Annotated in this window: 16 protein-coding genes; 13 read left to right on the top strand and 3 right to left on the bottom strand. The window is 59.1% G+C overall.

Annotation, left to right across the window (positions count from 1 at the left end; all coding sequences use genetic code 11):
• Positions 1-289 precede the first annotated feature (289 nt).
• On the top strand, positions 290-667 hold the full coding sequence (locus PMX72_RS05435) for a RidA family protein (protein ID WP_089572469.1): 378 nt from the start codon (positions 290-292) through the stop codon (positions 665-667).
• 122 nt (positions 668-789) lie between these two features.
• On the opposite strand, the gene PMX72_RS05430 is transcribed toward PMX72_RS05435, so the two are convergent.
• The gene (locus PMX72_RS05430) at positions 790-1446 is read right to left on the bottom strand and encodes a helix-turn-helix transcriptional regulator (protein ID WP_233502309.1); all 657 of its coding nucleotides are present in this window, start codon (positions 1444-1446) and stop codon (positions 790-792) included.
• 351 nt (positions 1447-1797) lie between these two features.
• Here PMX72_RS05430 and PMX72_RS05425 point away from each other — a divergent pair, with 351 nt between their 5' ends.
• The 5 genes from PMX72_RS05425 to xdh all read left to right on the top strand — a co-directional run bounded on the left by PMX72_RS05425 (position 1798) and on the right by xdh (position 11172).
• Positions 1798-3192 carry a uracil-xanthine permease family protein gene (locus PMX72_RS05425; protein WP_055285183.1) on the top strand — a complete coding sequence of 465 codons (1395 nt, stop codon included), beginning with the start codon at positions 1798-1800 and terminating at the stop codon, positions 3190-3192.
• A gap of 195 nt (positions 3193-3387) precedes the next feature.
• Positions 3388-4743 (top strand): putative aminohydrolase SsnA, encoded by a 1356-nt coding sequence (ssnA, locus tag PMX72_RS05420; protein WP_117564164.1) that lies wholly within the window; start codon positions 3388-3390, stop codon positions 4741-4743.
• A gap of 148 nt (positions 4744-4891) precedes the next feature.
• A complete protein-coding gene (ygfK, locus tag PMX72_RS05415) occupies positions 4892-7891 on the top strand; it encodes a putative selenate reductase subunit YgfK (RefSeq protein WP_271729392.1) in 3000 nt (999 codons plus the stop codon).
• Between the two features lie 11 nt (positions 7892-7902).
• Positions 7903-8382: a 4Fe-4S binding protein gene (locus PMX72_RS05410; RefSeq protein ID WP_117773418.1), complete on the top strand. Its 480-nt coding sequence runs from the start codon at positions 7903-7905 to the stop codon at positions 8380-8382.
• 12 nt (positions 8383-8394) lie between these two features.
• Positions 8395-11172 carry a selenium-dependent xanthine dehydrogenase gene (gene xdh, locus PMX72_RS05405; RefSeq protein ID WP_271729391.1) on the top strand — a complete coding sequence of 926 codons (2778 nt, stop codon included), beginning with the start codon at positions 8395-8397 and terminating at the stop codon, positions 11170-11172.
• A 666-nt stretch (positions 11173-11838) separates the two neighbouring features.
• Here the strand turns inward: xdh and PMX72_RS05400 are convergent.
• Complete coding sequence (locus PMX72_RS05400; protein ID WP_117799722.1) at positions 11839-12837, bottom strand: hypothetical protein; 999 nt, start codon at positions 12835-12837, stop codon at positions 11839-11841.
• A gap of 651 nt (positions 12838-13488) precedes the next feature.
• On the opposite strand from PMX72_RS05400, the gene PMX72_RS05395 reads away from it, so the two are divergent.
• The 4 genes from PMX72_RS05395 to PMX72_RS05380 all read left to right on the top strand — a co-directional run bounded on the left by PMX72_RS05395 (position 13489) and on the right by PMX72_RS05380 (position 17675).
• The gene (locus tag PMX72_RS05395) at positions 13489-14868 is read left to right on the top strand and encodes an ATP-binding protein (RefSeq protein ID WP_271729390.1); all 1380 of its coding nucleotides are present in this window, start codon (positions 13489-13491) and stop codon (positions 14866-14868) included.
• Between the two features lie 82 nt (positions 14869-14950).
• The gene (locus PMX72_RS05390) at positions 14951-15127 is read left to right on the top strand and encodes a hypothetical protein (protein ID WP_271729389.1); all 177 of its coding nucleotides are present in this window, start codon (positions 14951-14953) and stop codon (positions 15125-15127) included.
• A gap of 59 nt (positions 15128-15186) precedes the next feature.
• On the top strand, positions 15187-16482 hold the full coding sequence (locus tag PMX72_RS05385) for an ATP-binding protein (RefSeq protein ID WP_271729387.1): 1296 nt from the start codon (positions 15187-15189) through the stop codon (positions 16480-16482).
• A gap of 458 nt (positions 16483-16940) precedes the next feature.
• Complete coding sequence (locus tag PMX72_RS05380) at positions 16941-17675, top strand: 3'-5' exonuclease (RefSeq protein ID WP_271729385.1); 735 nt, start codon at positions 16941-16943, stop codon at positions 17673-17675.
• A gap of 41 nt (positions 17676-17716) precedes the next feature.
• Here the strand turns inward: PMX72_RS05380 and PMX72_RS05375 are convergent, their stop codons facing one another.
• Positions 17717-18952, bottom strand: coding sequence for a hypothetical protein (locus PMX72_RS05375; protein ID WP_271729373.1), 1236 nt, complete (start codon positions 18950-18952; stop codon positions 17717-17719).
• Between the two features lie 800 nt (positions 18953-19752).
• Here PMX72_RS05375 and PMX72_RS05370 point away from each other — a divergent pair.
• The 3 genes from PMX72_RS05370 to PMX72_RS05360 form a co-directional block, all read left to right on the top strand.
• Positions 19753-22515, top strand: a complete 2763-nt coding sequence (locus PMX72_RS05370) for a type I restriction endonuclease subunit R (RefSeq protein ID WP_271729370.1) — start codon at positions 19753-19755, stop codon at positions 22513-22515.
• Between the two features lie 25 nt (positions 22516-22540).
• A complete protein-coding gene (locus tag PMX72_RS05365) occupies positions 22541-24022 on the top strand; it encodes a type I restriction-modification system subunit M (RefSeq protein ID WP_271729369.1) in 1482 nt (493 codons plus the stop codon).
• Between the two features lie 125 nt (positions 24023-24147).
• A partial coding sequence (locus PMX72_RS05360) for a restriction endonuclease subunit S (RefSeq protein ID WP_271746183.1) occupies positions 24148-25116 on the top strand: 969 nt, incomplete at its 3' end.

Genomic DNA, 25116 nt, shown 5'->3' with positions numbered 1-25116 from the left:
TTCAAAATGCTCAGATACTCAAAAGTATAGTGGTGCCGTCGCGGCAGGCGATGCCCGTGCTCTAAGCGGGATAAAGTCTTCAGCAGCTTGGACTGGCTGCTTCACATGAGAACCGTTCAGCGGTCCGGGGAAACCGTTGGGCGATAAAATATTCTCGCAACGTGATAATAATCTTGCATCGCGCGGAAACCTTGAGTACTATCCCAATCAAGCGCGGTGTTCAGACCGAACTGTGCCTCCCGGTGTGAACGCCGCGCTCCCGTTCCCTTTTACTTGTAAGGAGAAAAACATGAGCAAGACCGTCGTGTCTTCCGATAACGCACCCGCAGCCATCGGCCCGTATTCCCCCGGTATCCAGACTGGCAACATGGTGTTTCTGTCCGGCCAGCTGGGCATCGATCCCGCGACCGGCAAGCTGCCCGAGGGTGTCGAGGCCCAGGCTAAGCAGTCCCTTGCTAATGTCGAGGCCCTGCTGACCGCTGCCGGCGCCACCTTTGCCGATGTCGTCAAGACCACAGTCTACCTGGCTGACATTGCCGACTTCGCTGCCGTAAACGAGATCTACGCCTCCAAGTTCGAGGCCCCGTTCCCCGCGCGCAGCGCTTTCCAGGTTGCCGCTCTTCCGGCTGGCGGTCTGGTCGAGATCGAGGTTGTCGCCGCTCTCTAAGGTGTTGGTAACAACTAAACATGACATGCAAAAAGACCCTGCAGCGCGTGCGAGCTGCAGGGTCTTTTGTCAAGCGATGCGACAAAAATGATCCGTTTCCCTTCGTCCCCAAGGGATCACGTTTAGCCCTCCTTGCGAACTTTTTGCAGGTAGCGGTAGACGCTGGGCTCCGAGATGCCCAGCGCGGTGGCGGCGCAGGCCACGGCGCCCTTGAGCATAAACACGCCGTTGCCGTTGAGGTGGCGAATGACGTCCACGCGGTCGCTCTGGCCAAGCGACGCTACATCCAGCCCGCGCGCGCTCAGCAACTCGGCAATGCTGCGGTCGATGAGCTCCTGTGTGGACTCCGAAAGGCTTTCGACCTCGATAGGGGCGGGCTCCGTGCGCGTCGGCGCCGCGTCGAAGCAGGCCATGAGCTGCTGTGCCATGGCGTTGATGGAGCGCACGGTCGAGAGATCGGTGTTGACGCAGAGCATGCCGACGATCTCTTTATCCTCGCGGATAAAGTACGTCGCTGACTCCAACGTCTTGCCACCGGCACCGCGCCCCTCATAGCCCGTAATAAACGGCAGGTCGCGATACTTTGGGTCGTGCATGATCTTGAGCGCCAGATCGGTGGCGGGACCGCCGACCTTACGGCCGCTCACGATGCCGTTGCGAATATCGACGATGGCGTGGTCGGGATCCGAGAAATCGTGCAGCACGATCTCGCTGTTTTTGCCGAGTATCTGCTCCAGGAAATCGACCATCGGCAAAAAGCGACGTACGGTCTCGTTCACGGGCAACTCCTTTGGGTGAAAGCGGAAGTTTCATAACAATTTTTTCTCATGGTAACACGCTGCTCATCATCTCGTATATCCGCAGGTACATGACGTAATGCAGACGAACGGTATGATTTTGGCGGTAAACGGTTGACCAAAAGAAAAGTTAGATGCTATTTTGACCAGACACTTTCCTGACCTGCGGAAATGCATTATCTCAGCTGAAGAATAGTCTGATAACAAAAAATTATTATTGAGAATGAGAATCATCTTTAATACGATATGCAACGAAGGCACAACCTCAACCCCGCACTGCGTCACAATAGGGCGTTAGATGCGAAAACAACTATTTCGAGGATTGGTGGTCAAATGACCCAGGAGACGGTTACGAACGGCACTGAAGCCCTGTTCACTCGTGAAGGCATGCCTCCCGTTAAGGAAATGATCCCGTGTGCCCTTCAGCACGTACTGGCATCGTTTGCCGGCATCATCACCCCGGCTGTCATCATGGCCGGCGTCTACGGCTTTAATAGCCAGCAGAGCACCGACATCATCCAGGTCGCGCTCATTCTTTCGGCGATCGACACGGCCCTTCAGGCCTTTGCCCCCTTCCGTCGCATCGGCGGCGGCCTGCCCATCGTCATGGGCGTTTCGTTCGCGTTCCTCCCGGCCCTGCAGGCCATGGGCGCCTCGGGCTTTAGCTTTGGCGCGCTGTTGGGCGGCGAGATTGTCGGCGGTGCCGTCGCGGTCCTCTTTGGTCTGGCCTACAGCAAGATTAAGTGGCTGTTCCCACCCGTCGTGACCGGTACGGTCATCTTCTCCATCGGCGTTTCGCTGTATCCCACGGCCGTCAAGTATATGGCCGGCGGTATGGGTACGCCACTGTGGGGCACCCCGCAGGCCTGGTGCGTCGCTCTTATCACCTTCGCCGTGGTCTTTGCGCTCGCCAACTTTGGCAAGGGCACGCTCAAGCTGGGATCCGTGTTCTTTGGCATGATCGTTGGCATGATCGTCTCCATCCCCTTTGGCATGATCGACTTCTCAAGCGTCGCCACCGCTCAGGTCTTCGCCCTTCCCAAGCTCATGCCCTATGCGCTCGAGTTTGATCCCGAGGTCTGCATTACCCTCGCCGTCGTGTTCCCCATGGTTGCCATCCAGGTTATCGGCGACGTCTCCGCCGCCTGCCTGGGCTCCATCGACCGTATGCCCACCGAGCGCGAGCTCTCCGGCGCTATCGTGTCCCAGGGCCTCACCTCTATGGTCGGCGGCCTGCTGGGCGGTCTTCCCACCAGCGCCCTTGGCCAGAACGTGGGCATCATCTGCTCCAACAAGGTCGTCAACAAGTGGGTCTTTGTGATCATCGCGGCCGTCTTTGCCATCGCCGGTCTGTTCCCGCAGCTCTCTGCCGTCCTTTCCGCTATCCCGCAGCCCGTCATCGGCGGCGCGACCGTCGGCGTCTTTGGCACCATTACCATGAACGGCGTGCGCATGTTCACCCGCGAGGGCCTCACGCAGCGCACTACCACCATCGTCGGTACCTCCGTCGTCTTTGGCCTGGGTATCTGGATGGCCAGCGGTTGCCTTGCCGGCGAGGGTATGCCCGCCTGGGTGTCCACCGTCATCGGCTCCAATGCCGTAACCCCCACCGCCATCATGGCCATCGTCCTTAACCTGATTCTTCCGCAGACGCCGGTCGTGGCTCAGCACATCGATGCTGCCAAGGACGCTGCCGTGGATCTGGTCTTGCCCGAGAGCAAGAAGTAACCAATTCGGTGCTATTCGTCGGCGGACGCATCGCCTCGTCCGCCGACGTCATGCGGCGTCAAGCCGCACTTCAAAGGGTTTGTCCCTTTGGTGAAGCGTTGACGGGAGAGGGCCCGTTTCCGGTGTAGGCCGGCGCTTCGCACTCCGCCATGTCAGAGGTGTCAAACCCCGCCTCTGATGTTGAAGGGAGCATTCATGCTTCTGGTCGCTAACGGTTCCGTTTTTACCCGCAACGCTCAGACCCCGTTCATTCCCAACGGTGCGGTCGCCATTGACGGAGATACGATCGTCGAAGTGGGCCCCGAGTGCGAGCTCAAGGCCAAGTACCCGGATGCCGAGTACGTCGACGCCCAGGGCAACCTCATCATGCCCGGACTCATTAACTGCCACACCCACATCTACTCGGGTCTGGCTCGCGGCCTTGCCATTAAGGGCTGCAACCCCACCAACTTCCTGGAGAATCTTGAGCAGCAGTGGTGGAAGATCGACGACAACCTGACGCTCGACGGCACCAAGGCCAGCGCCTATGCCACGATTCTGGACTCCATCCGCGATGGCGTCACCACGATCTTCGATCACCACGCGAGCTTCTGCGAGATTCCGGGCAGCCTCTTTGCCATTAAGGATGCCGCGCAGGAGCTGGGCATGCGTTCGTGCCTGTGCTACGAGGTCTCCGACCGCCGCGGTCAGGAAAAATGCGACCAGGCCATTGCCGAGAACGCCGAATTTGCCCAGTGGGCCGCCAAGGAGCGTCGCGATAACGACAACCACATGATCGCCGCCATGTTTGGCGGTCACGCCACCTTTACGCTTTCGGACGAGACCATGGACAAGATGGCCGAGGCCAACAACGGCCTGACCGGCTTCCACATCCATGTGTGCGAGGGCATGAATGACGTGTGGGACTCCCGCCTCAACCGCGGCGGCATCAGCCCCGTCGAGCGCTTGCTGCAGCATAACCTTCTGGGTCCCGACACCATGCTCGGCCACTGCATCCACGTGACGCCTGCCGAGATGGATATCGTCAAGGAGTCTGGCACCTGGCTCGTCAACAACCCCGAATCCAATATGGGCAACGCCGTGGGCTGCGCCCCCGTGCTCGAGTTCTTCCGCCGCGGCATCCCCGTGTGCATGGGCACCGACGCCTACACCCACGATATGCTCGAGAGCCTCAAGGTCTTCCTGATCATTCAGCGCCACAACGCCGCCATGCCCAACGTGGGCTGGTGCGAGGCCATGACGATGCTCTTTGAGAACAACGCCAAGATGGCGAGCAAGTACTTCGATCGCAAGCTCGGCGTGCTCGAGGCCGGCGCTGCCGCCGACGTCATCGTTATGGACTACAAGCCCTTTACGCCGCTGAGCGAGGAGAACATCGACGGCCACATGCTCTTTGGCATGATGGGTAAAAACTGCCGTACCACCATCATCAATGGCCGCGTCCTGTACAAGGATCGCGAGTTTGTCGGTATCGATGAGGACAAGATCAACGCGTGGACCATGGCTGAGTCCAAAAAGCTCTGGAGCACGCTCAACGATCGCGCCTACTAGTTACAAGTAGATTCACGCGCGCCGGATGTTTCGCCGCATCCGACGCGCGTATAGGCGACCTCCGCGGGGTCGCTGGCGCTGTGCTAGCGCTACACCGTATTTGCGCCCGCCGCGCGGTCTCGCCGGGCGTTACAGAGAGGAACTCACTATGAGCGACATCATGAGGCCGATCCCGTTTTCGCAGCTGATGAACTGGATCATCGAGGAGCATAAGACCCAGGACGCCATCTTTGGCGTGCGCAAGATGGTCACGACCAACCAGGAGGGCGCGCTTCCCATTTTTGACGAGCGCATCGAGACCCCGTTTGGCCCGGCTGCCGGCCCCAACACGCAGCTTGCCCAGAACATCGTGGCATCCTACGTGGCCGGTTCTCGTTTCTTTGAGCTCAAGACCGTCCAGGTTATGGACGGCGAGGAGCTCTCCAAGTGTGTGAACAAGCCCTGCATCGTGGCTCAGGACGAGTGCTACAACTGCGAATGGTCGACCGAGCTCGAGGTTCCGCAGGCCTTTGCCGAGTACGTGAAGGCATGGTTTGCCTGCCACCTGATCGCTCGCGAGTACGGTCTGGGCAGCCCGGACGGCTTTGTCTTCAACATGTCCGTGGGCTATGACCTCGAGGGCATCAAGAGCCCCAAGGTCGACGCCTACATCGAGGGCATGAAGGACGCCAGCGGCTCCGACGTCTGGAACGAGTGCCGCGCATGGGCACTCGCCAACCTGGACAAGTTTGAGCATGTCGACGCTGCGTTTGTCGAGTCCATCCCGGCGCGCGTCTCCAACTCCATCACCGAGTCTACCCTGCACGGCTGCCCGCCTGCCGAGATCGAGCGCATCGCGACCTACCTTATCACCGAGAAGGGCCTTAACACCTACATCAAGTGTAACCCCACGCTGTTGGGCTATGAGTTTGCCCGCCAGCGCCTCAACGAGCTGGGCTTTGATTACATCGTCTTTGATGACACGCACTTCCGCGAGGATCTGCAGTGGGCCGATGCCGTGCCCATGTTCGAGCGCCTGATTGCCCTGTGCGCCGAGCGCGGTCTGGAGTTTGGCGTCAAGCTGACCAACACGTTCCCCGTCGACGTGACGAGGAACGAGCTGCCTTCCACCGAGATGTACATGTCCGGCCGTTCGCTGTTCTCGCTGACCATCGAGGCCGCCCGCCGCATTACCGAGCAGTTCGATGGCAAGCTGCGCATCAGCTACTCCGGCGGTGCCACGGTCTACAACATCCGTGCCCTGTATGACGCCGGCATTTGGCCCGTCACCCTGGCGACCGACGTGCTCAAGCCCGGTGGCTACGAGCGCTTTAGCCAGATGGCCGGCGAGTTTACCGATCTGGACGGCAAGCCGTTCGCGGGCGTCTCTCTCGAGGCCGTGACCGCGATCCAGACCGACTCACTCACCAACCCGCTCTACAAGAAGCCGCTGCGTCCGCTGCCCGACCGCAAGGTCGCTGGCAAGAGCCCGCTTTCCGACTGCTTTACCACGCCGTGCCGTACGAGCTGCCCCATCCAGCAGGATATCCCTGCCTATCTGGCGGCTGTTGACGAGGGCCGCTACGAGGACGCGCTCAACATCATCATCGAGCGCAACGCCCTGCCGTTCATTACCGGTACCATCTGCCCGCATCCCTGCGGCCGTGCCTGCGAGCGTGCATTCTACGAGCCCGAGGGCGCCCAGATTCGCGCCAGCAAGCTCAAGGCCGCCCGCGAGGCCATGACCGCCGTGCTGCCCAAGCTGCGCGCCCAGGCCATTGCCAACGACGCCGAGCGCAACGTTGCCGTTATCGGCGGCGGCCCGGCCGGTCTGGCGACGGCGTTCTTCCTGACGCGCGCCGGCGTGCCCGTCACTATCTTCGAGGCCCGCGACTCTCTCGGCGGCGTGGTCCGTCACGTGATCCCCGAGTTCCGTATCGCGAGCGACGATATCTCCCACGATGCCGAGCTCTGTCTGGCCTTTGGCGCCAAGGTGCAGCTCAACGCCCGCGTGGAGTCCATTGACGAGCTCAAGGCCCAGGGCTTTACCGACGTAGTCGTGGCCACTGGTGCCTGGATGCCCGGCTCTGCGGGCCTGGGCGAGGGTGCCGAGCTCGACGTGCTGGAGTTCCTCGAGGCCGCCAAGAAGGGCGAGAAGCTCGAGCTGGGCGAGGACGTCGTGGTCATCGGCGCCGGCAACACCGCCATGGACGCGGCCCGCGTGGCCAAGCGCCTGGCTGGCGTGAAGAACGTGCGCCTGGTGTATCGCCGCACCAAGAAGCAGATGCCCGCCGACGAGGAAGAGCTCGATCTTGCTCTTGCCGACGGCGTTGAGTTCTGCGAGCTGCTGGCGCCCAAGGCGCTCAACGGCGCCGTGCTGACCTGCGATGTTATGGAGCTTGGCGAGCCGGATGCAAGCGGCCGTCGCAGCCCGGTCGCCACGGGCGAGACCGTCGAGCTTTCCGCCACCACGGTGATCTGCGCCGTGGGCGAGGGCATCGACGCCAGCCTGTACGATGCCGCGGGCGTCGAGCACGACCGTCGCGGCCGCCTTGCCGCCACCTCCACCGGCGTCGAGGGCGTCTGGGCTGCGGGCGACTGTCGCCGCGGTCCTGCCACCGTGGTCGAGGCTATCGCCGATGCCGCCGAGGTCGCCCGTGCCATCGCCGGTGTGGACTTTAACAAGTACGCTGACTGCAACGAGCAGGTCGGTCGCGAGGACACCTGCTATGAGCGCAAGGGGTCGCTGTGCCGCGACAAGCGCAACTGCACCAAGACCCGCTGCCTGGGCTGCGGCTCGGTGTGCGAGGTTTGCTGCGACGTGTGCCCCAATCGCGCCAACGTGGCTATTAAGGTGCCGGGCCTGGACAAGCACCAGGTCGTCCACGTCGACGGCATGTGCAACGAGTGCGGCAACTGCGCCGTGTTCTGCCCCTACCAGGAGGGTCGTCCCTACAAGGACAAGCTCACCCTGTTCTGGAGCGAGCAGGACATGGAGAACTCCGAGAACGAGGGCTTCCTGGCCGTGGACGAGGATCACTTTAAGGTTCGCGTCGCCGGTACGGTCCGCACCGTCTCGGTCGATGCCGTCAACACCGGTCTGCCCGAGGCCGTCCGCCTGACCATCAGGGCTGTGCGCGACAACTATTCGTACCTTCTTAAGAAATAGGCGAGTCTCTTATGGCCAAATCCATTCAACATAACGTGGCCTACGTTGCCTGCGGAAGCGGTTGCGCCTCCGCAGGCGGCGACGCCCGCTGCAGCGAAGGCTGCATTGGCTGTGGCGCCTGTGTCACGGCCTGTCCCCACGGCGCCATTGCGCTGATTGATGGCATCGCCCGCGTGGACCGCTCCAAGTGCACGGGCTGTGGCCTGTGCGGCATGGCGTGCCCGCAGCGCGTGATTGCCTTTGTTCCCGGCTACCAGAACATCCTGGTGCGCTGCAACAACACCGATAAGGGCGCCATCGCCCGCAAGATTTGCGACACGAGCTGCATCGGTTGCGGCATGTGCGCCAAAAAATGCCCTGCCGGCGCTATCCGCATCGAGGACAACTGTGCCCACATCGACGGTGCGGACTGCCTGTCGTGCGGCATGTGCGCCGTCGTTTGCCCGCATGGCGCCATCCACGACCGCACCGGCATCGCCGCCGGCGTGTAGAAGGGAATCACCATGGCACAGGAATTCACTTTTACCGTTAACGGCGTCGAGCGCACGACGACTCAGAACAAGCCGCTGCTCCGCTACTTGCGCGACGACCTGCACATCCATTCCGCTAAGGACGGCTGCTCCGAGGGCGCCTGCGGTACCTGCACCATCCATGTAGACGGCGCGGCCGTCAAGGCATGCGTACTGACCACCGCTCTTGCCGCCGGCCGCAACATCGTGACCGTCGAGGGCCTGCCCCAGGACGTGCGCGAGGCCTTTGTGTACGCCTTTGGCGCCGTGGGTGCCGTGCAGTGCGGTTTTTGCATCCCCGGCATGGTCATGGCGGGTGCGGCGCTCATCGCCGAGGACCCCGAGCCCACCGAGGAGCAGATCAAGTACGCCATCCGCGGCAACGTCTGCCGTTGCACCGGCTACAAGAAGATCATCGAGGGCATCGCACTCGCCGCTGCGGTGCTCCGCGGCGAAAAGCAGATCGACGAGGACCTGGAGCGCGGTGACGACTACGGCGTGGGCAAGCGCGCCTTCCGTATCGACGTGCGCAAGAAGGTGCTCGGCGAAGGCAAATACCCCGATGACATCGACGAGCTCGATCAGCCGGGCCTGACCTACGCCAGCGCCGTGCGCTCCAAGTATCCGCGCGCTCGCGTGCTCTCCATCGACACCTCAAAGGCCGAGGCCCTGCCCGGTGTGGTGGGCATCCTGCGCGCCGAGGACGTGCCGGTCAACCAGGTCGGCCATCTTATCCAGGACTGGGACGTCATGATCGCGGCGGGCGATATCACCCGCTGCGTGGGTGATGCCATCGTGCTGGTGGTTGCCGAGGACGAGGCGACGCTCGAGAAGGCCAAGAAGCTCGTAAAAATCGATTACGAGCCGCTGGAGCCCGTGCGCAACATTGCCGAGGCTAGGGCCGCTGACGCGCCGCGTCTGCACGACAGCTTCTTTGCCTTTGGCAACACGGTGGAGCTCAAGGACAACGTGTGCCAGAGCCGCCATGTGACGCGCGGCGACGCCGCCAAGGCGCTGGCAGAGAGTGCGTTCACCGTGACGCAGCGCTTTACCACGCCCTTTACCGAGCACGCCTTCTTGGAGCCCGAGTGCGCCGTTGCCTTCCCGTACAAGAACGGCGTCAAGGTGCAGTCGACCGACCAGGGCGCCTACGACACACGCAAAGAGTGCGCCCACATGTTTGGCTGGGATAGCGAGCCCGAGCGCGTGGTCGTCGAGACCATGCTCGTGGGTGGCGGCTTTGGCGGCAAGGAGGACGTTTCGGTTCAGCACCTGGCCGCGCTCGCCGCATATAAGTTCCAACGTCCTGTGAAGTGCAAGCTCACGCGTGCCGAGTCGCTCGCGTTCCATCCCAAGCGCCACGCCATGGACGGCACCTTTACGCTGGGCTGCGACACCGAGGGCAACTTTACCGGCCTGGACTGCGAGATCAACTTTGACACCGGCGCCTACGCGTCGCTGTGCGGCCCGGTGCTCGAGCGCGCCTGCACGCACGCCGTCGGTCCCTACAAGTACCAGAACACTGACATCCGCGGCTTTGGCTACTACACCAACAACCCGCCCGCCGGTGCGTACCGCGGCTTTGGCGTGTGCCAGTCCGAGTTTGCGCTCGAGAGCCTGATCGACCTGCTGGCCGAGAAGGTCGGCCTGGATCCGTGGGAGATCCGCTACCGTAACGCCATCGAGTCGGGCGAGGTTTTGCCCAACGGTCAGATTGCCGACTGCTCCACGGCGCTTAAGGAGACGCTGCTCGAGGTCAAAGATGCCTACTACGCGCATCCCGGACACGCCGGTATCGCCTGCGCCATGAAGAACGCCGGCGTGGGCGTGGGCCTGCCCGATGCCGGCCGCTGCAAGATTCGCATCGAGGACGGCGTGGCTGTGGTCTACGCCGCCACGTCCGACATCGGCCAGGGCTGCAACACCGTCTTTTTGCAGGACGTTGCCGAGGCGTGCGGTCTGCCGCTGAGCTGTATCGCCAACGGCGAGTGCTCCACCGAGAACGCTCCCGACTCCGGCACCACGTCTGGCTCGCGTCAGACGGTCGTGACCGGCGAGGCCGTGCGCGGCGCCGCTTTCCTGCTGCGCGATGCCATGCTTGACATCGAGGCCGGCAAGCCTGCGCCCGCCGCTCCGGTGAGCGCGCATGGCGACGGCGTCAAGATCGAGTACGACGACGGTCGCGTCTATCAGCTGCGCACGCAGGAACTCGTCGCCGGCCAGGGTATGCATCCTCAGGACCCCGCGGCCGCCATCAAGGCGCTCGAGGGATGCGAGTTTGGCTACGTGTACCTGGAGCCGACCGACAAGCTGGGCGCCGACGTCCCCAACCCCAAGAGCCACATCTGCTACGGCTTTGCCACGCATGTGGTCATTTTGGACGACGACGGCCGCGTGAGCGAGGTCTATGCCGCGCACGATTCCGGCAAGGTGGTCAACCCCATCTCCATCCAGGGTCAGATCGAAGGCGGCGTGCTCATGGGTATGGGCTATGCGCTTACCGAGGACTGGCCGCTTAAGGACTGCGTACCCCAGGCAAGGTACGGTACGCTCGGACTGTTCCGTGCACCCGAGATTCCGGATATCCACGCTATCTACGTGGAGAAGGACGAGCTGCTGCCCGTGGCATACGGCGGCAAGGGCATCGGCGAGATCGCCACGATTCCCACGGCGCCCGCCGTGCAGAACGCCTACCGCGCGTTTGACGGCAAGCTGCGTCCGGATCTGCCCATGGTGGATACGCCGTACAGCCGCGCCCGTCACCGCGGGTAGGGTAGAGCGCGGGCGGCATTACTGACGGGCTGTCCGCGCTCACCATCAACTGCATATGCTGCGCCTTTGGCCCCGGCTCCATCGCGAGCCGGGGCCTTTTGTTTGGAGCGCCTCCGCATGTGGAAGCTGCGTCCCGGAATCCAGCCTCGGAACGGGATGAACTTTCCCAACGGGGCCGCATGCGGAAACTGCGTCCCGGATTTGGCGCTCAGAATGGGATGCGCTTTCCCTTTGGAGCCCTCGGCGGAAATTACATCCCAGAATTGGCACTCAGAACGGGATGTGCTTTCCTTTTTGGGCCCTCGGCGGAAACTACGTCCCGGAATCCAGTCCCGGAGTGGGATGCGCTATCCGGATCGGCCCTCGACCGGAAGCTGTGTCCCGGAATCATGCCTCAGAATGGGATGCGTTTTCCGCTGGCCGGTCGTTTGGAAAGCGCATCCCAGTTTGAGTGTTTATTCTGGGATGCGGTTTCCGCTGAAGGACTCAACCGGAAAGCGTGTCCCGTTCTAGGCCTTGATTCCGGGACACGGTTTCCGCTAGGCATGCCATCTGGAAAGCGCATCCCGTTTTGAGCACTCAGTCTGGGACATGGTTTCCGCGGGAGCTTCCGACCGGAAAGCGTATCCCGGTTTGGTAGGCAGGCGGGCATAAGCTCAGCGGCCCCTACAGGTCTACCTCGTTGAGCCATGTCGGCAGCGCGGTCTGCCGGATGCCTGCCGTCTGCAGCTTTTTGGCGAGCATTCCTGCCGAGCGGACCTCGTTCATGGTAAAGCGCAGCAGAGGGTGACCGTAGAGCGATAGATGCGCCTCGCGCTGTCGTTCGGCGACGAGCGCCTCGGCAGTGGTGCGTCCGGCCAGCATGGTCTGGTCGGTATATTTGATGAGCCCGTCGAGCTCGCCCAGCGTGAGTTCCCGCGCCTGGCGCTCCCAGGCAAAATCCGTTCGCATGCTTTCGGTCGAATCGAAGGGGTCCGTCAACTCGTATTGAAGCCAGTCGGGCGCAAAGCCCGTCTCGATCATGACGGCTCGGGCGACCGATTCCCCGCCGCTCTCGGCGCGGGCGTCGGCATATCGAAGCGTTGTGAGGGCGGTGCGAATCGCGCGACCATTGCGGGCAGTCGCTCGTTGCTCAACGGCCTCCATCAGCTGTTCCCGTGCAAGGCCGAGCTTTAAAATCGCCGAATCGGCAATGGGCATGCCGTCGGCAAAACCAGTTTGCAGCAGGCAATCTGTGACCGTTTGGATTGGCGGCGTTACCGATATGCCGGCTCTGCGTATTGCTCCGGCCGGCTCAATCTGGTGCCGCTGAATATGTGCGCCCGGACGAGCCGACGGCTTTGTCGAGCTGCAAACATGCACGATGTTCAGGTGTCGCCACGAGACCTCGAGCCCCAGCAGACAGGCGGCCGAAAACGAGCAGAACGTCCAATCGGGGTGGATGATCGCAAGGGCGCGAATAATCTCGCAATGGCGTTGCGCTCGGTTGAGTTCATCCCAGCGCGTTTTTCGCGCGAACAGTCCCGGCATGGGCGAGACGACCGCGCTGCCGATGCGCCGAAGGAGCGCTTTTCGGATCGCCGCGCTCGGGGGAATCAGACAGCGCCTCTCTTGTTCGGCTTGAGTGAGCAGTTGGTCGATGAGTTGGTCATTGCAATGGGTCATGAGCTACCGCCTCCTTTTGGGTAGCAAAAACGTATCAGCCGCAACTTGCCGCTCAACTGACCAAAAGCTGACCAAAATCTAACCATGCAGGTAGATGGCCTGTTTTCGGCGACATTTTTACATCCGAATCGGTGGGCGGTAATCGGCGACCTTGAACGGTAGCTAGATATGAAACCTTGGTAAGTTTAGGGACGTGTACTTTTTTGAAAAAGAGCATTCTATCTGCTGTTTTGTGTTTCTGGATCGCATATTTGAAGGCATGTGATAAGGGCTGCGGATCGTCGTCTGTGTCGGCGGAAACCGTGACCCGGAATTGCCGCTCGGAATGGGGCGCGCTTTCCGGGACGCCCCTCAACCGGAAACTGCGTCCCAGACTTCGGCCCCAGAGTGGGATGTATTTTCCGGTAGAAGTTTCAGTGGAAACCGCATCCCAGAATTTAGGCTCAGAACGGGACGCGCTTACCTGATAGCATGCTTGGCGGAAGCTACGGCCCAGTATTTGGCTCCAGAACGGGATGCGTTTGCCGGGACGGTCCGCGTGCGGTGGTGTAACGTCCCTTTTGCGTGGCCCGCTTGTCGAATTACGTTATAGCTAGCTATATTATAGGAAGGTATAATATAGCTAGCTATAACGTAAAGGAAGGATAGCCTATGTTTATCGGAAGAACAGCGGAAATGTCCGAGCTCAATCGACTGTATGGCACGGGCTCCTTTGAGATGCCTGTGATTTACGGCCGCCGTCGCGTAGGTAAAACGCGCCTTATCACGGAGTTCATCCAAGGCAAGAAGGCTATTTACTTTCAAGCACGTCGTACCAATGCAGAGGCAAACCTGCACGGCTTTAGCCAGGCGATACTTGCAGGCTCGGTTGGTGCTGCAGGCGTGTCGTTTCGTAGTTTTGACGAGGCGTTCGATGCATTGGCCACCATGGCCCGCACGGAATGTTTGATTGTCGTGATTGACGAGTATCCCTATCTCGCCCAATCGAATCCCGAGATCAGCTCGTTGTTGCAAGATAAGATCGATCACTTGTACAAAAAGACCAAGCTCATGCTTATCCTGTGCGGGTCGTCTCTTTCGTTTATGGAAGAACAGGTGCTGGGCTACGAGAGCCCGCTATACGGTAGGCGTACGGCTCAGTTTAAGATCATGCCGCTCGATTTTACGACGACCCTCGGTCTGTGGCAGGGCATGGAGCGCGAAGATGCAGCGGTTTGCTACGGCATGACGGGCGGCATTCCCGCATATATCGAGAAAGTCGATCCTGCCGCACCGCTCAAGGACAACATCAAACGTCTTTTTCTTACTCCTACGGGCTATCTCTTTGAGGAGCCGAGCAACCTGCTAATGCAAGAGTGCCGCAATCCCGAGCAATATGATGCGATCGTGCAAGCAATTGCTCAGGGGCGCTCGAAGATCTCAGAGATTGCGAGCTCTACGGGAATTCCTGCGAGCAACGTAAAGAGCTATGTGGATAAGCTGGCGTCGCTTGGGATTGTCGAGCGCGAGCTGCCCCTAAACGAGACGAGCAATAAGCGAGCCGTGTATCTGCTGAGCGACCAGATGTTTAGGTTCTGGTACAAGTTTGTGCCGCAGAACATTGGGCTGATTCAAAACGATATGGCCGAGATGTCGTATAAGCGCATTGAGCCGCACGTATCGGATTACATGGGTACGGTCTTTGAGCTTATATGCAGACAATACGTGTACGAACTCGCGCGCGCGGGCCAGCTCGATGTGGTTCCGGCGATCGTCGGGCGCTGGTGGGGGACGGACAATCGCACACATACGCAGGAAGAAATCGACTTGATTGTTGACGATGGCGAGGGCGCTGCGCTGTTTGCGGAGTGCAAATGGCGTAACGAGTCGGTAGGCGAGGAAGTTCTGGAAAAGCTCGTATACCGAAGCGGGCTCTTTAGGCGGCAGCACAAAAGCTATGTGATCTTCTCAAAAAGCGGCTTTACGCAGGGATGTCGGGATGCCGCAGAGAGTAGGGGAGACGTCAAGCTGATCTCGTTTGCCGAGATGTGAGGGCGGAGATAACCAAGCGCGCTCTGATGTGATGCTCGGAATGGGACGCGCTTTCCGGATCGCCCTTCAAGCGGAAGCTCATATGTTCAAGAAATGGGAGGCAGCTCATCGCGAGCCGGGGCCTTTTGTTTGGAGCGGAGGCAGCATCCCGGAATTCGGGCAATCCGGTGGTCAGGGGTTGAGCGAGCGTCGCGCTAAGGATGTCAAGCGTAAAACCTTCAATGAAAACAGCGTAAAAACTACATTGAAAGTAGCGTAAAATAAGCATTGAGAATGGCGTAATTTCGCATATCGCGTGATAGAGAGGGACGGCCGTCTATGGATGCACCAAAGAGATTGACCCAAAAGGGATATAGGCCCCGGCTCATAGAGGAGCGCCTCGACACCCTTATGCGGGCGTTTGGCTGTGTGGAGATCAACGGCCCCAAATGGTGCGGCAAGACCTGGACGGCGCTCTCTCGCTCGGCAAGCGTCTCCAGGCTCGATGAGCCTGCGCAGCGCGCGGCGGCAGAGGTTGACCCAAGCCTGGCGCTCATCGGCGATGCGCCACACCTGGTCGATGAATGGCAGGAGGTGCCCGAGGTTTGGGATGCCGCCCGGCGCTTCGTGGACGCGAGCGGCAACGAACGCGGGACACTTTTGCTCACGGGCTCGACCGCGCTCAAAAGCGAGGAGCGCAGCCATGTTCGTCATTCCGGCACGGGTAGGATCGCCCGTCTGTCAATGCGCCCCATGGCCCTGTGTGAGTCGGGCGACGGCGAGCCGCTCGTGTCACTGGCAAGCCTCTTTAAGGGCGAGGGTTTTGCCCCTCAGCGTCGCGAGAGCACGGTGGATGACGTCGCCCGCTGGTGCTGCAGGGGCGGTTGGCCTGCAAATCTTGAGCTTTCGGAAGATCTTGCGCGAGAGACGGCAAGCCAGTACGTGCACTCGGTGCTCGACGTCAACGTGCTGGATGAGGGCATGTCGCCCGAGCTTGCACACGGCCTTTTGCGAGCTCTTGCCATGAACGAGAGCCAGGCTGTCACGTACAAGACGCTCATAAAGGACGCCTCGTACGGTGAGGCGGGCCCCGACGAGAGGACCATCGCTGCGTACTTGGACCTCTTCAACAGGCTCAAGCTGACCGAGGACCTGTGCGGATGGGAGCCGCCCATGCGCTCGAAGGCCCGCGTTCGCGTGCGCCCCAAGCGCTACTTCTGTGACCCGTCACTTGCGGCGGCGTTGCTGGGGGCTACCCCTGAGCGGCTGCTTGGCGATATGCAAACGTTGGGGATGCTCTTTGAGAACCTCGTTCTGCGCGACGTGCGCGTGTTCCTTTCCACCTACGGCGGTGTCGACAACAGTGTCCATTATTTCCGAGATGAGAAGGGCCTTGAGGTCGATCTGATCGTTGAGCACGACGGGCGCTGGGGAGCCATCGAGGTCAAGCTGAGTGATGCGAAAGCAGACGATGGAGCGAGAAATCTCAAGGCGCTGGAGAGGAAAGTGCTCTCCAATCCTGCCGCCCAGAATGCCGCGCCGGCGTTTTTGGCGGTCGTGGTTGGAAAGGGGAGCATTGCCTACACACGCGACGACGGCGTGGCGGTGATCCCCATGGCGGCACTTGGGGCGTAGTGGTTTTGCGGGCGTGCCGTGCTTCCTTTACCGAAAATCCATTTGGTAAACCAGATGCTCGCGGATAGAATAAAGTCGACGGCAGCCCAAGTGGTGAAGAGCTGGGCAGCGCCGTTGCTTGGTCAAGAGGTCAGTGCCTTAATGGCAGCGACTTGTTATGCTTCGAATGCTGCTTGAGTGCCTCGGAAAGTTCGATAAGCGCCGTGAAGAGCAAGACCAAAGCAACCAAGAGCTCTGTGAGCTCTGATGGGCCCGGGATGACCGCTGATTCAAGTCACCGGGCCTCAATCTTTTTCATGCATTTGAATAGAGCGGGCGGGATCCCTTGGGTCCGTCTGCGTGGCGCGTGCCTGGTGCGTGGCATTGCGCTCCGCTTTCATGTCCGCACGGGCGGCTACGCTTACCGCAACGTAGCCGCCTATGTAGCAAGCGGCAAGCAGTGGAGAAAGGCCCTAACCGTGTCAGCTGAAAAGACGCCGTGTATCTTGGCTATCGATACGACGAACTTTGCGCGCCAGATTGTGCTGGACTTTGAGTTTGCGCCGGTGCCAAAGCAGCGCCAGCGCCGCGGGCTGCGCAACGAGATTATCGAGGTCGGCGCCATCAAGCTCGATTACCACGGCAACGTTATAGGCGAGTCCTTGCAGTTTGTGCAGACAGAATTTACCGAAGGCGTTGCGTTCCCCGTCCGCGAGCTTACGGGGATATCGGCCGTGGACACCGCGATGGCCGATCCGCTCTATGTGGTGATCAAAAGGCTCAGCGATTGGATCGGTCGCTACTCCGCCCAGATAGTTTGCTGGAGCGGGACGGATCGTCGGCAGCTTTTGACCGAGTGCCAGGCAAAGCATATCGACCTTTCCGCATTTCCTACGGACTGGGCCGACCTGCAGGCGTTTTACACCTCGATTATGGACGTGGGCAGCCACGGGCGCGTCTCGTTGGGCGACGCGGCAACGTGGTTTGGCATCGAGTTTGACGAGTCGACGGGCCACGCCCACAGCGCTCTTGCCGATGCGCGCGTGACCGCCAAGATGCTCAAGCAGATGATGGACGGGGACTACCACGTGAGCTCGCGCGCCCAGGAGATCCGCCAGCGGTGGGGGATGGGCGAGCGGGCCCAGACGTGCCTCTCCAGCAAGTGCCCCGAACTGGGCGACCTGCTGCTGAAGCTGAAGGCGGAGGGGAGGTAGGGGCGTTAGCTGTCTGTATGGCGTGTGCCTGTCGCGTATCGCTACTCTTCCTGCTGCTTGGCAGGCAGGATGTAGACGTTCTCGGCGTCGACGGCAATCTGCGTGGGATGGTTGTAGAGGATGTCGATCTCCATCACACTCTGCCTGAACGGCGCGACGTCGGGCGTCTTTGCCTGGTGGAGCTTCTCAATGAGTTTCTCGGATTGCTCGTCGTTGAACCTGCCGATGTCCTCTCCTGCACCTTCAAGCGCCTCGTCTATGGGCGTGAGCTCGCCGATGGGCGTCGCCGCGATGGCGCGACCGAGCATCTTGCCTGCGGAGGCGATGCCGCTCAGAAGTGCCACATCGATAGTGTCGGCAGTGCTCGCCTCGAGTGCGTCATAACATTCGGTGTAGAGCTCGCGGTACGCAAACGAGTCCGCCTCGATTTTTGCGGCAGCGTCTGCGAGCTTTGCAGGTTTGAAGTTCTGGGTGAGCATGGGCTCGAGAAACAGCGAGAACGCGTGGATATAGGTGGCGAGCTGGTAGTCCTTGAGATAGTCGAGAACCTTGTCGAGGCGTCTTTTCACGTCGTCTCGCACCTCGATGAACACTTTCTTTTTCAGGTCCGCCTGCGCCTGCGAGCGGAAGAGTTCCATGTCACGCGTGGACGCGTGCTCGATGTCGAGCACCTTCATATGGGCGTTGGCCATGTAGGTGGCGTCGCCGCAGTTGAAGCTGTAACCGTTGAGGATATCTGCGAGCGTCTTGAGATCGCCACGCATATTGGCCTTGTCGCGCTGACGCATGTACTCGAACATTTCGTCGACGGACTCCTGGATGGAGTCGAGCTTTTGGTTTATCTGCGCGATTGCGGCTGCCATGAACAACGACGTTGGATCGTAAGGCACCTGCGTGACGCTTGTGGCGATGTCGCCCTCGACTACGTGGAGGCGCGCCTGCCCGAAACCCTTGGCCGCATCGCGGTAGGACCCCATGAGGCCGCTGCCGTCCTTGAACGATTGGAGTATCGACGGGTCAAGCGGATTGCCAAACTTGTCGGTTGGCTGGAGCAGCATAGGCACACTCACCGTATTGGTGACGGTGCGGAATGTCGAGGGAAGTGAGGCGAGCGCTATGCCGAGCTGGGGGACTCGTTCGAGCGGGAGCTTGATGGCGCCGGAGACATCCGCCCGCTCCTGAGTGAGCGCGAGGTGGATTTTGGTGGATGCGAGCTGTTTTGCCACGATTTCCTCTCGGTCGCCGTCCGTCGAGGGTTTGATCTCGTTGTCTGCCATAGCGTGCTCCTTGCTTACGTTAATAGTCGCGGGAATTATCTCACCGTTGTGTGAGCTGCCGGGACGGGACGGATTAGCGGTAGCACGAGGCCGATTGACGGTCGAAGCGCATGGGCCTCGCCGCATTTCCTGTGGACTGGACCGACCTGCAGGCGTTATACATCTCGATTATGGAGGTGGGCGGCTATGGGTTAGTCTCGCTGGGTGGTGCGTCACCGGGACTCGGTATCGATTTTGATGAGTCGACGGACCATGCTCACGGTGCCCTTGCTGATATGCACGTGACCGCCAGGCTGCTTAAACAGGCGATTGACGGGGCTATCACGTGAGCCCGCGCGCAGGAGATCCGTCAACGATGGGGGATGGACGAGTGCGCCCAGACGCGCCTTTCCAGCAAATGCCCCGAGCTAAGCGATCTGCTGCTGAAGCCGAAGGCGAAGGGGTTAGGCAATTTGCTAAGAGTGGCTGGTGGACTTGGGTGACTGAAGGCCATTGATAAATTCACTGCTGTCTATTGTATTTCAACTTCCCTTAATTCAATTGATGCGCTTCTCGTGTTTCTTTTGGAAAGACCATCCGTTTGCTTCTAAACATAGAGCGTTTCTCTCTGACTTTCTAGGACATGTGCTGCGTCGCCGATGGGTCCGGGGCCCACCACGCTTCAACGACCGTTCCTCCAGAATGCTCGCTGCTTTTGCTCAGAGATAGACGCTGCTGTCTACTGCCTGATAAAATGTTTTTATGTATGTTCTAGGACGCTGGCATATTAGTTTGCGGCATCGAGAAAGGCTGGCGGTTGGGTGAGTCCCGAGGAAAAAGCGCGTCTTGTTATCGATGAAAAGTTGAGGGCTTCTGGATATGTCGTTCAGGACGTTAAAGAGTTCAATCCCGCAGCGGCCTGCGGTGTCGTTGTCCGTGAGTGGCAAACGACTTCTGGACCATGTGATTACCTTATCTTTGTTGATGGCACCCCCTGCGGGTTAATTGAAGCCAAGGAACACAACAAGGGCGAGAAGCTAACAGCGGTAGCCGAGCAGTCAAAGCAATACGCTGAGAGTGAATTCAAATATGCCACTACAAATATTGACATTCGCTTTGTCTACGAGGCGACCGACGTCCTGGTCCGGTTTTGCGACTACCACGATAAAGACTACCGCTCTCGCGAGATCTTCTCTTTTCATAGACCGGAACAGCTACGTAGTTGGCTGAAGGATTCTGGCACTCTTCGGAATAGACTTAAGTCTTTTCCCGACTTCGAGACCGCCGGCTATCGCAAGTGCCAAGTAAATGCAATTTTAAAACTCGAAAAGACGTTTGAGGAGAATCGCCCGCGCGCGTTAATCCAAATGGCCACTGGTGCTGGCAAGACATATACCGCTATTACCAACGTTTATCGTCTGCTCAAATTTGCCAAGGCAAAGCGCATTCTATTCCTTGTTGACACAAAGAACCTGGGGGAACAGGCCGAGGAGGAGTTCCGCAAATACAGGCCTACCGACGATGCGAGGTTGTTTCCTGAGCTTTACAACGTCTGCCGTTTGACCTCTTCGCAGATCCCCAATGGCTCCAACGTATGCATCAGTACTATTCAGCGCATGTACTCCATTCTCAAGGGCAAGGAACTTGATGAGGCGGACGAGGAATCTTCCCCTAGTGAGGGTCGCTTCGTCGGCGGGCCACGCGATGTTGAGTACAACTCGGCTTACCCGCCTGAATACTTCGATTTCATCATCATCGATGAGTGCCACCGTTCTATCTATAACGTCTGGCAGCAGGTCCTCGATTACTTCGATGCCTTTCTCATCGGGCTTACTGCTACGCCTGACAAGCGAACCTATTCTTTTTTCAATCAGAACGTCGTGAGTGAATACACCCATGAGGAGGCAGTCATTGACGGCGTCAATGTCGGCGGCGATATCTACATCATCGAAACTGATGTGAGCAAGAACGGCGCGACGATTACCGAGCGTCTAGTTGAAAAGAGGGATCGCCTTTCCCGTGAGAAGCGATGGGAGCAGAACGACGAGGATTTGGAATACGACAAGGGTAAACTGGACCGCGATGTTGTCAACCCGTCCCAGATACGCACCATCATCCGCGAGTTCCGCGACAAGGTCACAACGGTTATGTTTCCTGGCCGCAAGGAAATACCCAAGACTCTCATCTTTGCCAAAACAGACAGTCATGCGGACGACATCATCAACATTGTGCGCGAAGAATTCGGGCGCGGGAACGAGTTCTGTAAGAAGATAACCTATAACGCTGAAGAGGACCCCAAGTCTGTACTTGCGGCATTCCGCAACGAATTCTATCCACGCATAGCCGTGACCGTTGACATGATCGCTACTGGTACCGATGTCAAAGCTCTCGAGTGTCTTGTCTTCATGCGAGATGTTCGTTCTAAAAACTACTTCGAGCAGATGCTTGGCCGCGGGCGTCGTACGCTCGGCCATGATGACCTGGCTCGCGTTTCGCCGTCAGCGACAACGAACAAGTGCCGCTACGTGGTTGTCGATTGCGTTGGCGTCACGAAGAGTCTTAAGACTGAAACAAGGCAGCTTGAGCGGAAGCCCTCAGTAAGCTTGAAAGAGCTCATGATGAGCGTCGCCATGGGCGCGCGCGATGACGATACCGTCACCTCACTCGCCGGTCGGCTTCTTCGACTCGCTGCCGTCATGGACAATGGCGAGCGAAAGAAGGCCGCCGAGCTCGCTGGCGGGGCCTCTGTGAACGATATCGCCAGAGATATGCTTGATGCTTTCGACGAGGACAAGATCGCAAAGGAAGCTGGGTTTATCCTTAGCGATGATGTTCAAGAAGCAACCGAAGAAGAGCGAGCCAGGCTGGCAGAAGCCCAGTCTCGGCTTGTCGAAAAGGCGATAGAGCCGATGTTCTCTGCCGAGTTGAGAAACTATCTCGAAAACGTGCGCAAGGCACACGACCAGGTTATAGATAATGAGAACCTGGATGCTGTCATTTCATCCGGTTGGGACACCGACCGCGAGGACCACGCCAAAGAGGTCATCCAAACATTCAGACAGTTCCTTGCCGACAACAAGGATGAGCTGGACGCGTTGCAAATCATCTACGGTCAAACCTACAAACAGCGCCCCATCACGCTGCGTATGGTCAAGGCTGTTCACGATGCGTTGAAAACGTCCCCCTATGGGCTTTCTTGCGACACGGTCTGGCATGCATACGAGGTTGCGGGGGCACCCGTCGCTACGGCGCGAAGCGCTGTGGGCAAGATTATGGACATCATTTCCGTCATTCGATTCGAACTCGGACAGGAAAAGATCCTGCGGCCCTTCGAGGCGGGCGTGGCGGAGCGTTTCAAGAGTTGGGTCTTCTCCAAGAACGCAGGCCACGGCCAGTTTACCGAAGAGCAGATGGATTGGCTGCGTATGATTCGCGACCATATCTCAACTTCGGGAAGCGTGAGCTCTGACGACCTCGACCTGTCGCCTTTCGGGGAGAAGGGCGGCCTCGGGCGTTTCTACATCCTGTTCGGCGATAAGTACCAAGGCGTTCTCGACGACATGAACTACGCGCTTGTCGCATAACACCTATGAGTTAGAAAGGCAGCGCATGAGCGCATCCACCATTAACCAGAAGATTTGGAACATGGCGACCGTCCTCTATAACGATGGCGTTTCCAACAGCGATTATCTCGAACAACTCACATATCTGCTCTTCCTCAAGATGGCAGACGAGTACAGCAAGCCCCCCTACAATAGGCCGACCGGTCTTCCGGAGGACTGTCGTTGGGAGTGTCTTGCGGACAAGAGCGGCGCAGAGCTGTTCGACACCTATAAGAAGATGCTCGACAAGCTAGGCGCCCAGGGCGGCATGCTGCAGGAGATTTTTACTGGGGCCCAAAACAAGATGAGCTCTCCGGCGATCTTGGCGCGAGTTATTCAGATGATCGGCGCAGAAACGTGGACGGCTATGTCGCAGGACGTCAAGGGCGACATCTACGAGGGGCTGCTTCAGCGAATAGCCGAGGACACCAAATCTGGTGCCGGGCAGTACTTTACGCCTAGGCCGCTCATCGACACCATCGTCAAGTGTGCGCAGCCTAAGCCTGAGAAGACCGTCTGTGATCCGTGCTGCGGTTCGGGCGGCTTCCTGCTGGCCGCAAAAAGCTACATAGAGGAGGCCTATCAGCTCGACGCCGACCAAAAGAAGTTCTTGAAGAACGAGGCATTCCACGGCTGGGAGATCGTTCCCGCCACGCGCCGGCTTTGCCTCATGAATCTTTTCCTGCACAACATCGGTGACTTTAACGATGTGCCGCCTATCACAAGAAATGATGCGCTTCTCTCCGACCCTGGTACGCGTTTCGACTACGTGCTCACCAACCCGCCTTTTGGTAAAAAGGCGACACTTAAAGCTGCTGCCGGCGAGGACGGTGAGCTTGTCGACGAAGAGCTCTCGTACTCTCGCCAGGACTTCTGGGCAACGAGCTCGAACAAGCAACTGAACTTTGTTCAGCACATTCATACCATCTTGAAAACTGGCGGCACCGCTGCCGTTGTCGTACCTGACAACGTACTGTTCGAGGGCGGTGCCGGTGAGACGGTGCGCCGTAAGTTGCTGGAGACCACGAACCTGCACACTATCCTGCGCTTGCCGACTGGTATCTTCTACAAGCCAGGCGTAAAGGCTAACGTTATATTCTTCGAGAACCGTCCCGGCAGCGAGAGCGTGCAGACCCGAGAGGTGTGGATTTACGACTATCGTACGAACGTTCACCACACGTTGAAGCAACACCCAATGACCGAGGCGGACCTTGCCGACTTCCTTGAATGCTACAGGCCCGGCCATATCGATGAGCGCGATGAGACCTACAACGAGGACAACAACCCCGATGGACGTTGGCGTCGCTTCACTATCGACGAGATTATGAGCCGCGACAAGCTGAGTCTCGATATCACCTGGATCAAAACCGGTGAGGACATCTCGGAGATCTCGCTTTCTGATTTGCTCTCAAGCATTCACGAGAAGAGCGATGCGATTGCCGACGCCGTGGAGCAGCTCGAGGCGCTTCTGAGGGACATCGAGGACTAATGGACACTAGGAAACTACGTCAAAAGCTGTTGGACCTTGCCATCCGCGGCAAGCTTGTTCCGCAAGATCCGAACGACGAGTCCGCAAGCGAGTTGCTGTCGCGCATCCACAAGGAGAAGCTCGCCATGGTCGAGCGCGGCGAGCTCAAGCCTAAGGATGTTAAAAACGATACCGTGATTTATTTCGGTTCCGATGGGCTGCCCTATGAGAAGCGGGCTGATAGTGAGGGTAAGGCAAAGTGCATTGAGAGCGAGATCCCATTCGAGCTCCCTGAAGGATGGAGTTGGGCAAGGGTTGCGAGCATTTCTGATGAGCCTTCATACGGCACATCTAAAAAATCAGATATAGAAGGAACGGTGCCTGTTCTGCGAATGGGCAACATAACACGTGTTGGCACAATTGATTATTCGGACCTTGTCTATACATCAGATGCAAACGACATCGCAAAATATGACTTACATCCAGGAGATTTGATTTTCAACCGCACAAACAGCCGAGAGCGGGTTGGCAAAGTCGCCTATTATGATGGCTCAATTCCCGCAATCTATGCAGGCTATCTCATTCGCTTTAGGGCTATCCTAATCAATCCTAAGTACATCAATTACGCTATGTGCACGCAATACGAGCGCAACTGGTGTGCGAGCGTGAAGACCGATGGTGTCAACCAATCGAATATAAATGCTAGAAAACTGAAGTCCTTCCTAATCCCCGTCCCGCCCCTCGCCGAGCAGCGCCGCATCGTCGACGCGCTCGACAAATACCTGGCACTCGTCGACGGGATCGAGCGAGACCGGGCGGACCTCGACGGCCTGCTCGCGCAACTCAAGTCCAAGGTGCTCGACCTGGCCGTCCGTGGGGAGCTCGTCGAGCACGACCCCGGAGACGAGCCCGCAAGCGAGCTTCTCTCGCGCATCCGCGAGGAGAAGCTCGCCATGGTGGGTCGCGGCGAGCTCAAGCCGAAGGACGTCAAAAACGACACCGTGATCTTCACCGGTTCCGATGGCCTGCGCTATGAGAAGCCCGCCGACGGCAAGGGCGAGGCGAAGTGCATCGAGGGCGCAATCCCGTTCGAGATTCCCGAGGGGTGGAGCTGG

The sequence above is a fragment of the Collinsella aerofaciens genome (genome assembly GCF_028207065.1).
Lineage (GTDB): Bacteria > Actinomycetota > Coriobacteriia > Coriobacteriales > Coriobacteriaceae > Collinsella > Collinsella aerofaciens_AR.
Note: the sequence above shows the minus strand (reverse complement) of the source record. Positions and strands in the feature narration are given on the sequence as shown.

Excerpts from the sequence above, each read along its gene's own strand:
- PMX72_RS05410 (WP_117773418.1), top strand. The coding sequence starts at position 7,903 with ATGGCCAAATCCATTCAACATAACGTGGCCTACGTTGCCTGCGGAAGC.
- PMX72_RS05365 (WP_271729369.1), top strand. The coding sequence starts at position 22,541 with ATGAGCGCATCCACCATTAACCAGAAGATTTGGAACATGGCGACCGTC.
- PMX72_RS05425 (WP_055285183.1), top strand. The coding sequence starts at position 1,798 with ATGACCCAGGAGACGGTTACGAACGGCACTGAAGCCCTGTTCACTCGT.
- PMX72_RS05375 (WP_271729373.1), bottom strand. The coding sequence starts at position 18,952 with ATGGCAGACAACGAGATCAAACCCTCGACGGACGGCGACCGAGAGGAA.
- ygfK (WP_271729392.1), top strand. The coding sequence starts at position 4,892 with ATGAGCGACATCATGAGGCCGATCCCGTTTTCGCAGCTGATGAACTGG.
- ssnA (WP_117564164.1), top strand. The coding sequence starts at position 3,388 with ATGCTTCTGGTCGCTAACGGTTCCGTTTTTACCCGCAACGCTCAGACC.
- PMX72_RS05400 (WP_117799722.1), bottom strand. The coding sequence starts at position 12,837 with ATGACCCATTGCAATGACCAACTCATCGACCAACTGCTCACTCAAGCC.
- PMX72_RS05385 (WP_271729387.1), top strand. The coding sequence starts at position 15,187 with ATGGATGCACCAAAGAGATTGACCCAAAAGGGATATAGGCCCCGGCTC.
- xdh (WP_271729391.1), top strand. The coding sequence starts at position 8,395 with ATGGCACAGGAATTCACTTTTACCGTTAACGGCGTCGAGCGCACGACG.
- PMX72_RS05390 (WP_271729389.1), top strand. The coding sequence starts at position 14,951 with ATGTTCAAGAAATGGGAGGCAGCTCATCGCGAGCCGGGGCCTTTTGTT.
- PMX72_RS05435 (WP_089572469.1), top strand. The coding sequence starts at position 290 with ATGAGCAAGACCGTCGTGTCTTCCGATAACGCACCCGCAGCCATCGGC.
- PMX72_RS05395 (WP_271729390.1), top strand. The coding sequence starts at position 13,489 with ATGTTTATCGGAAGAACAGCGGAAATGTCCGAGCTCAATCGACTGTAT.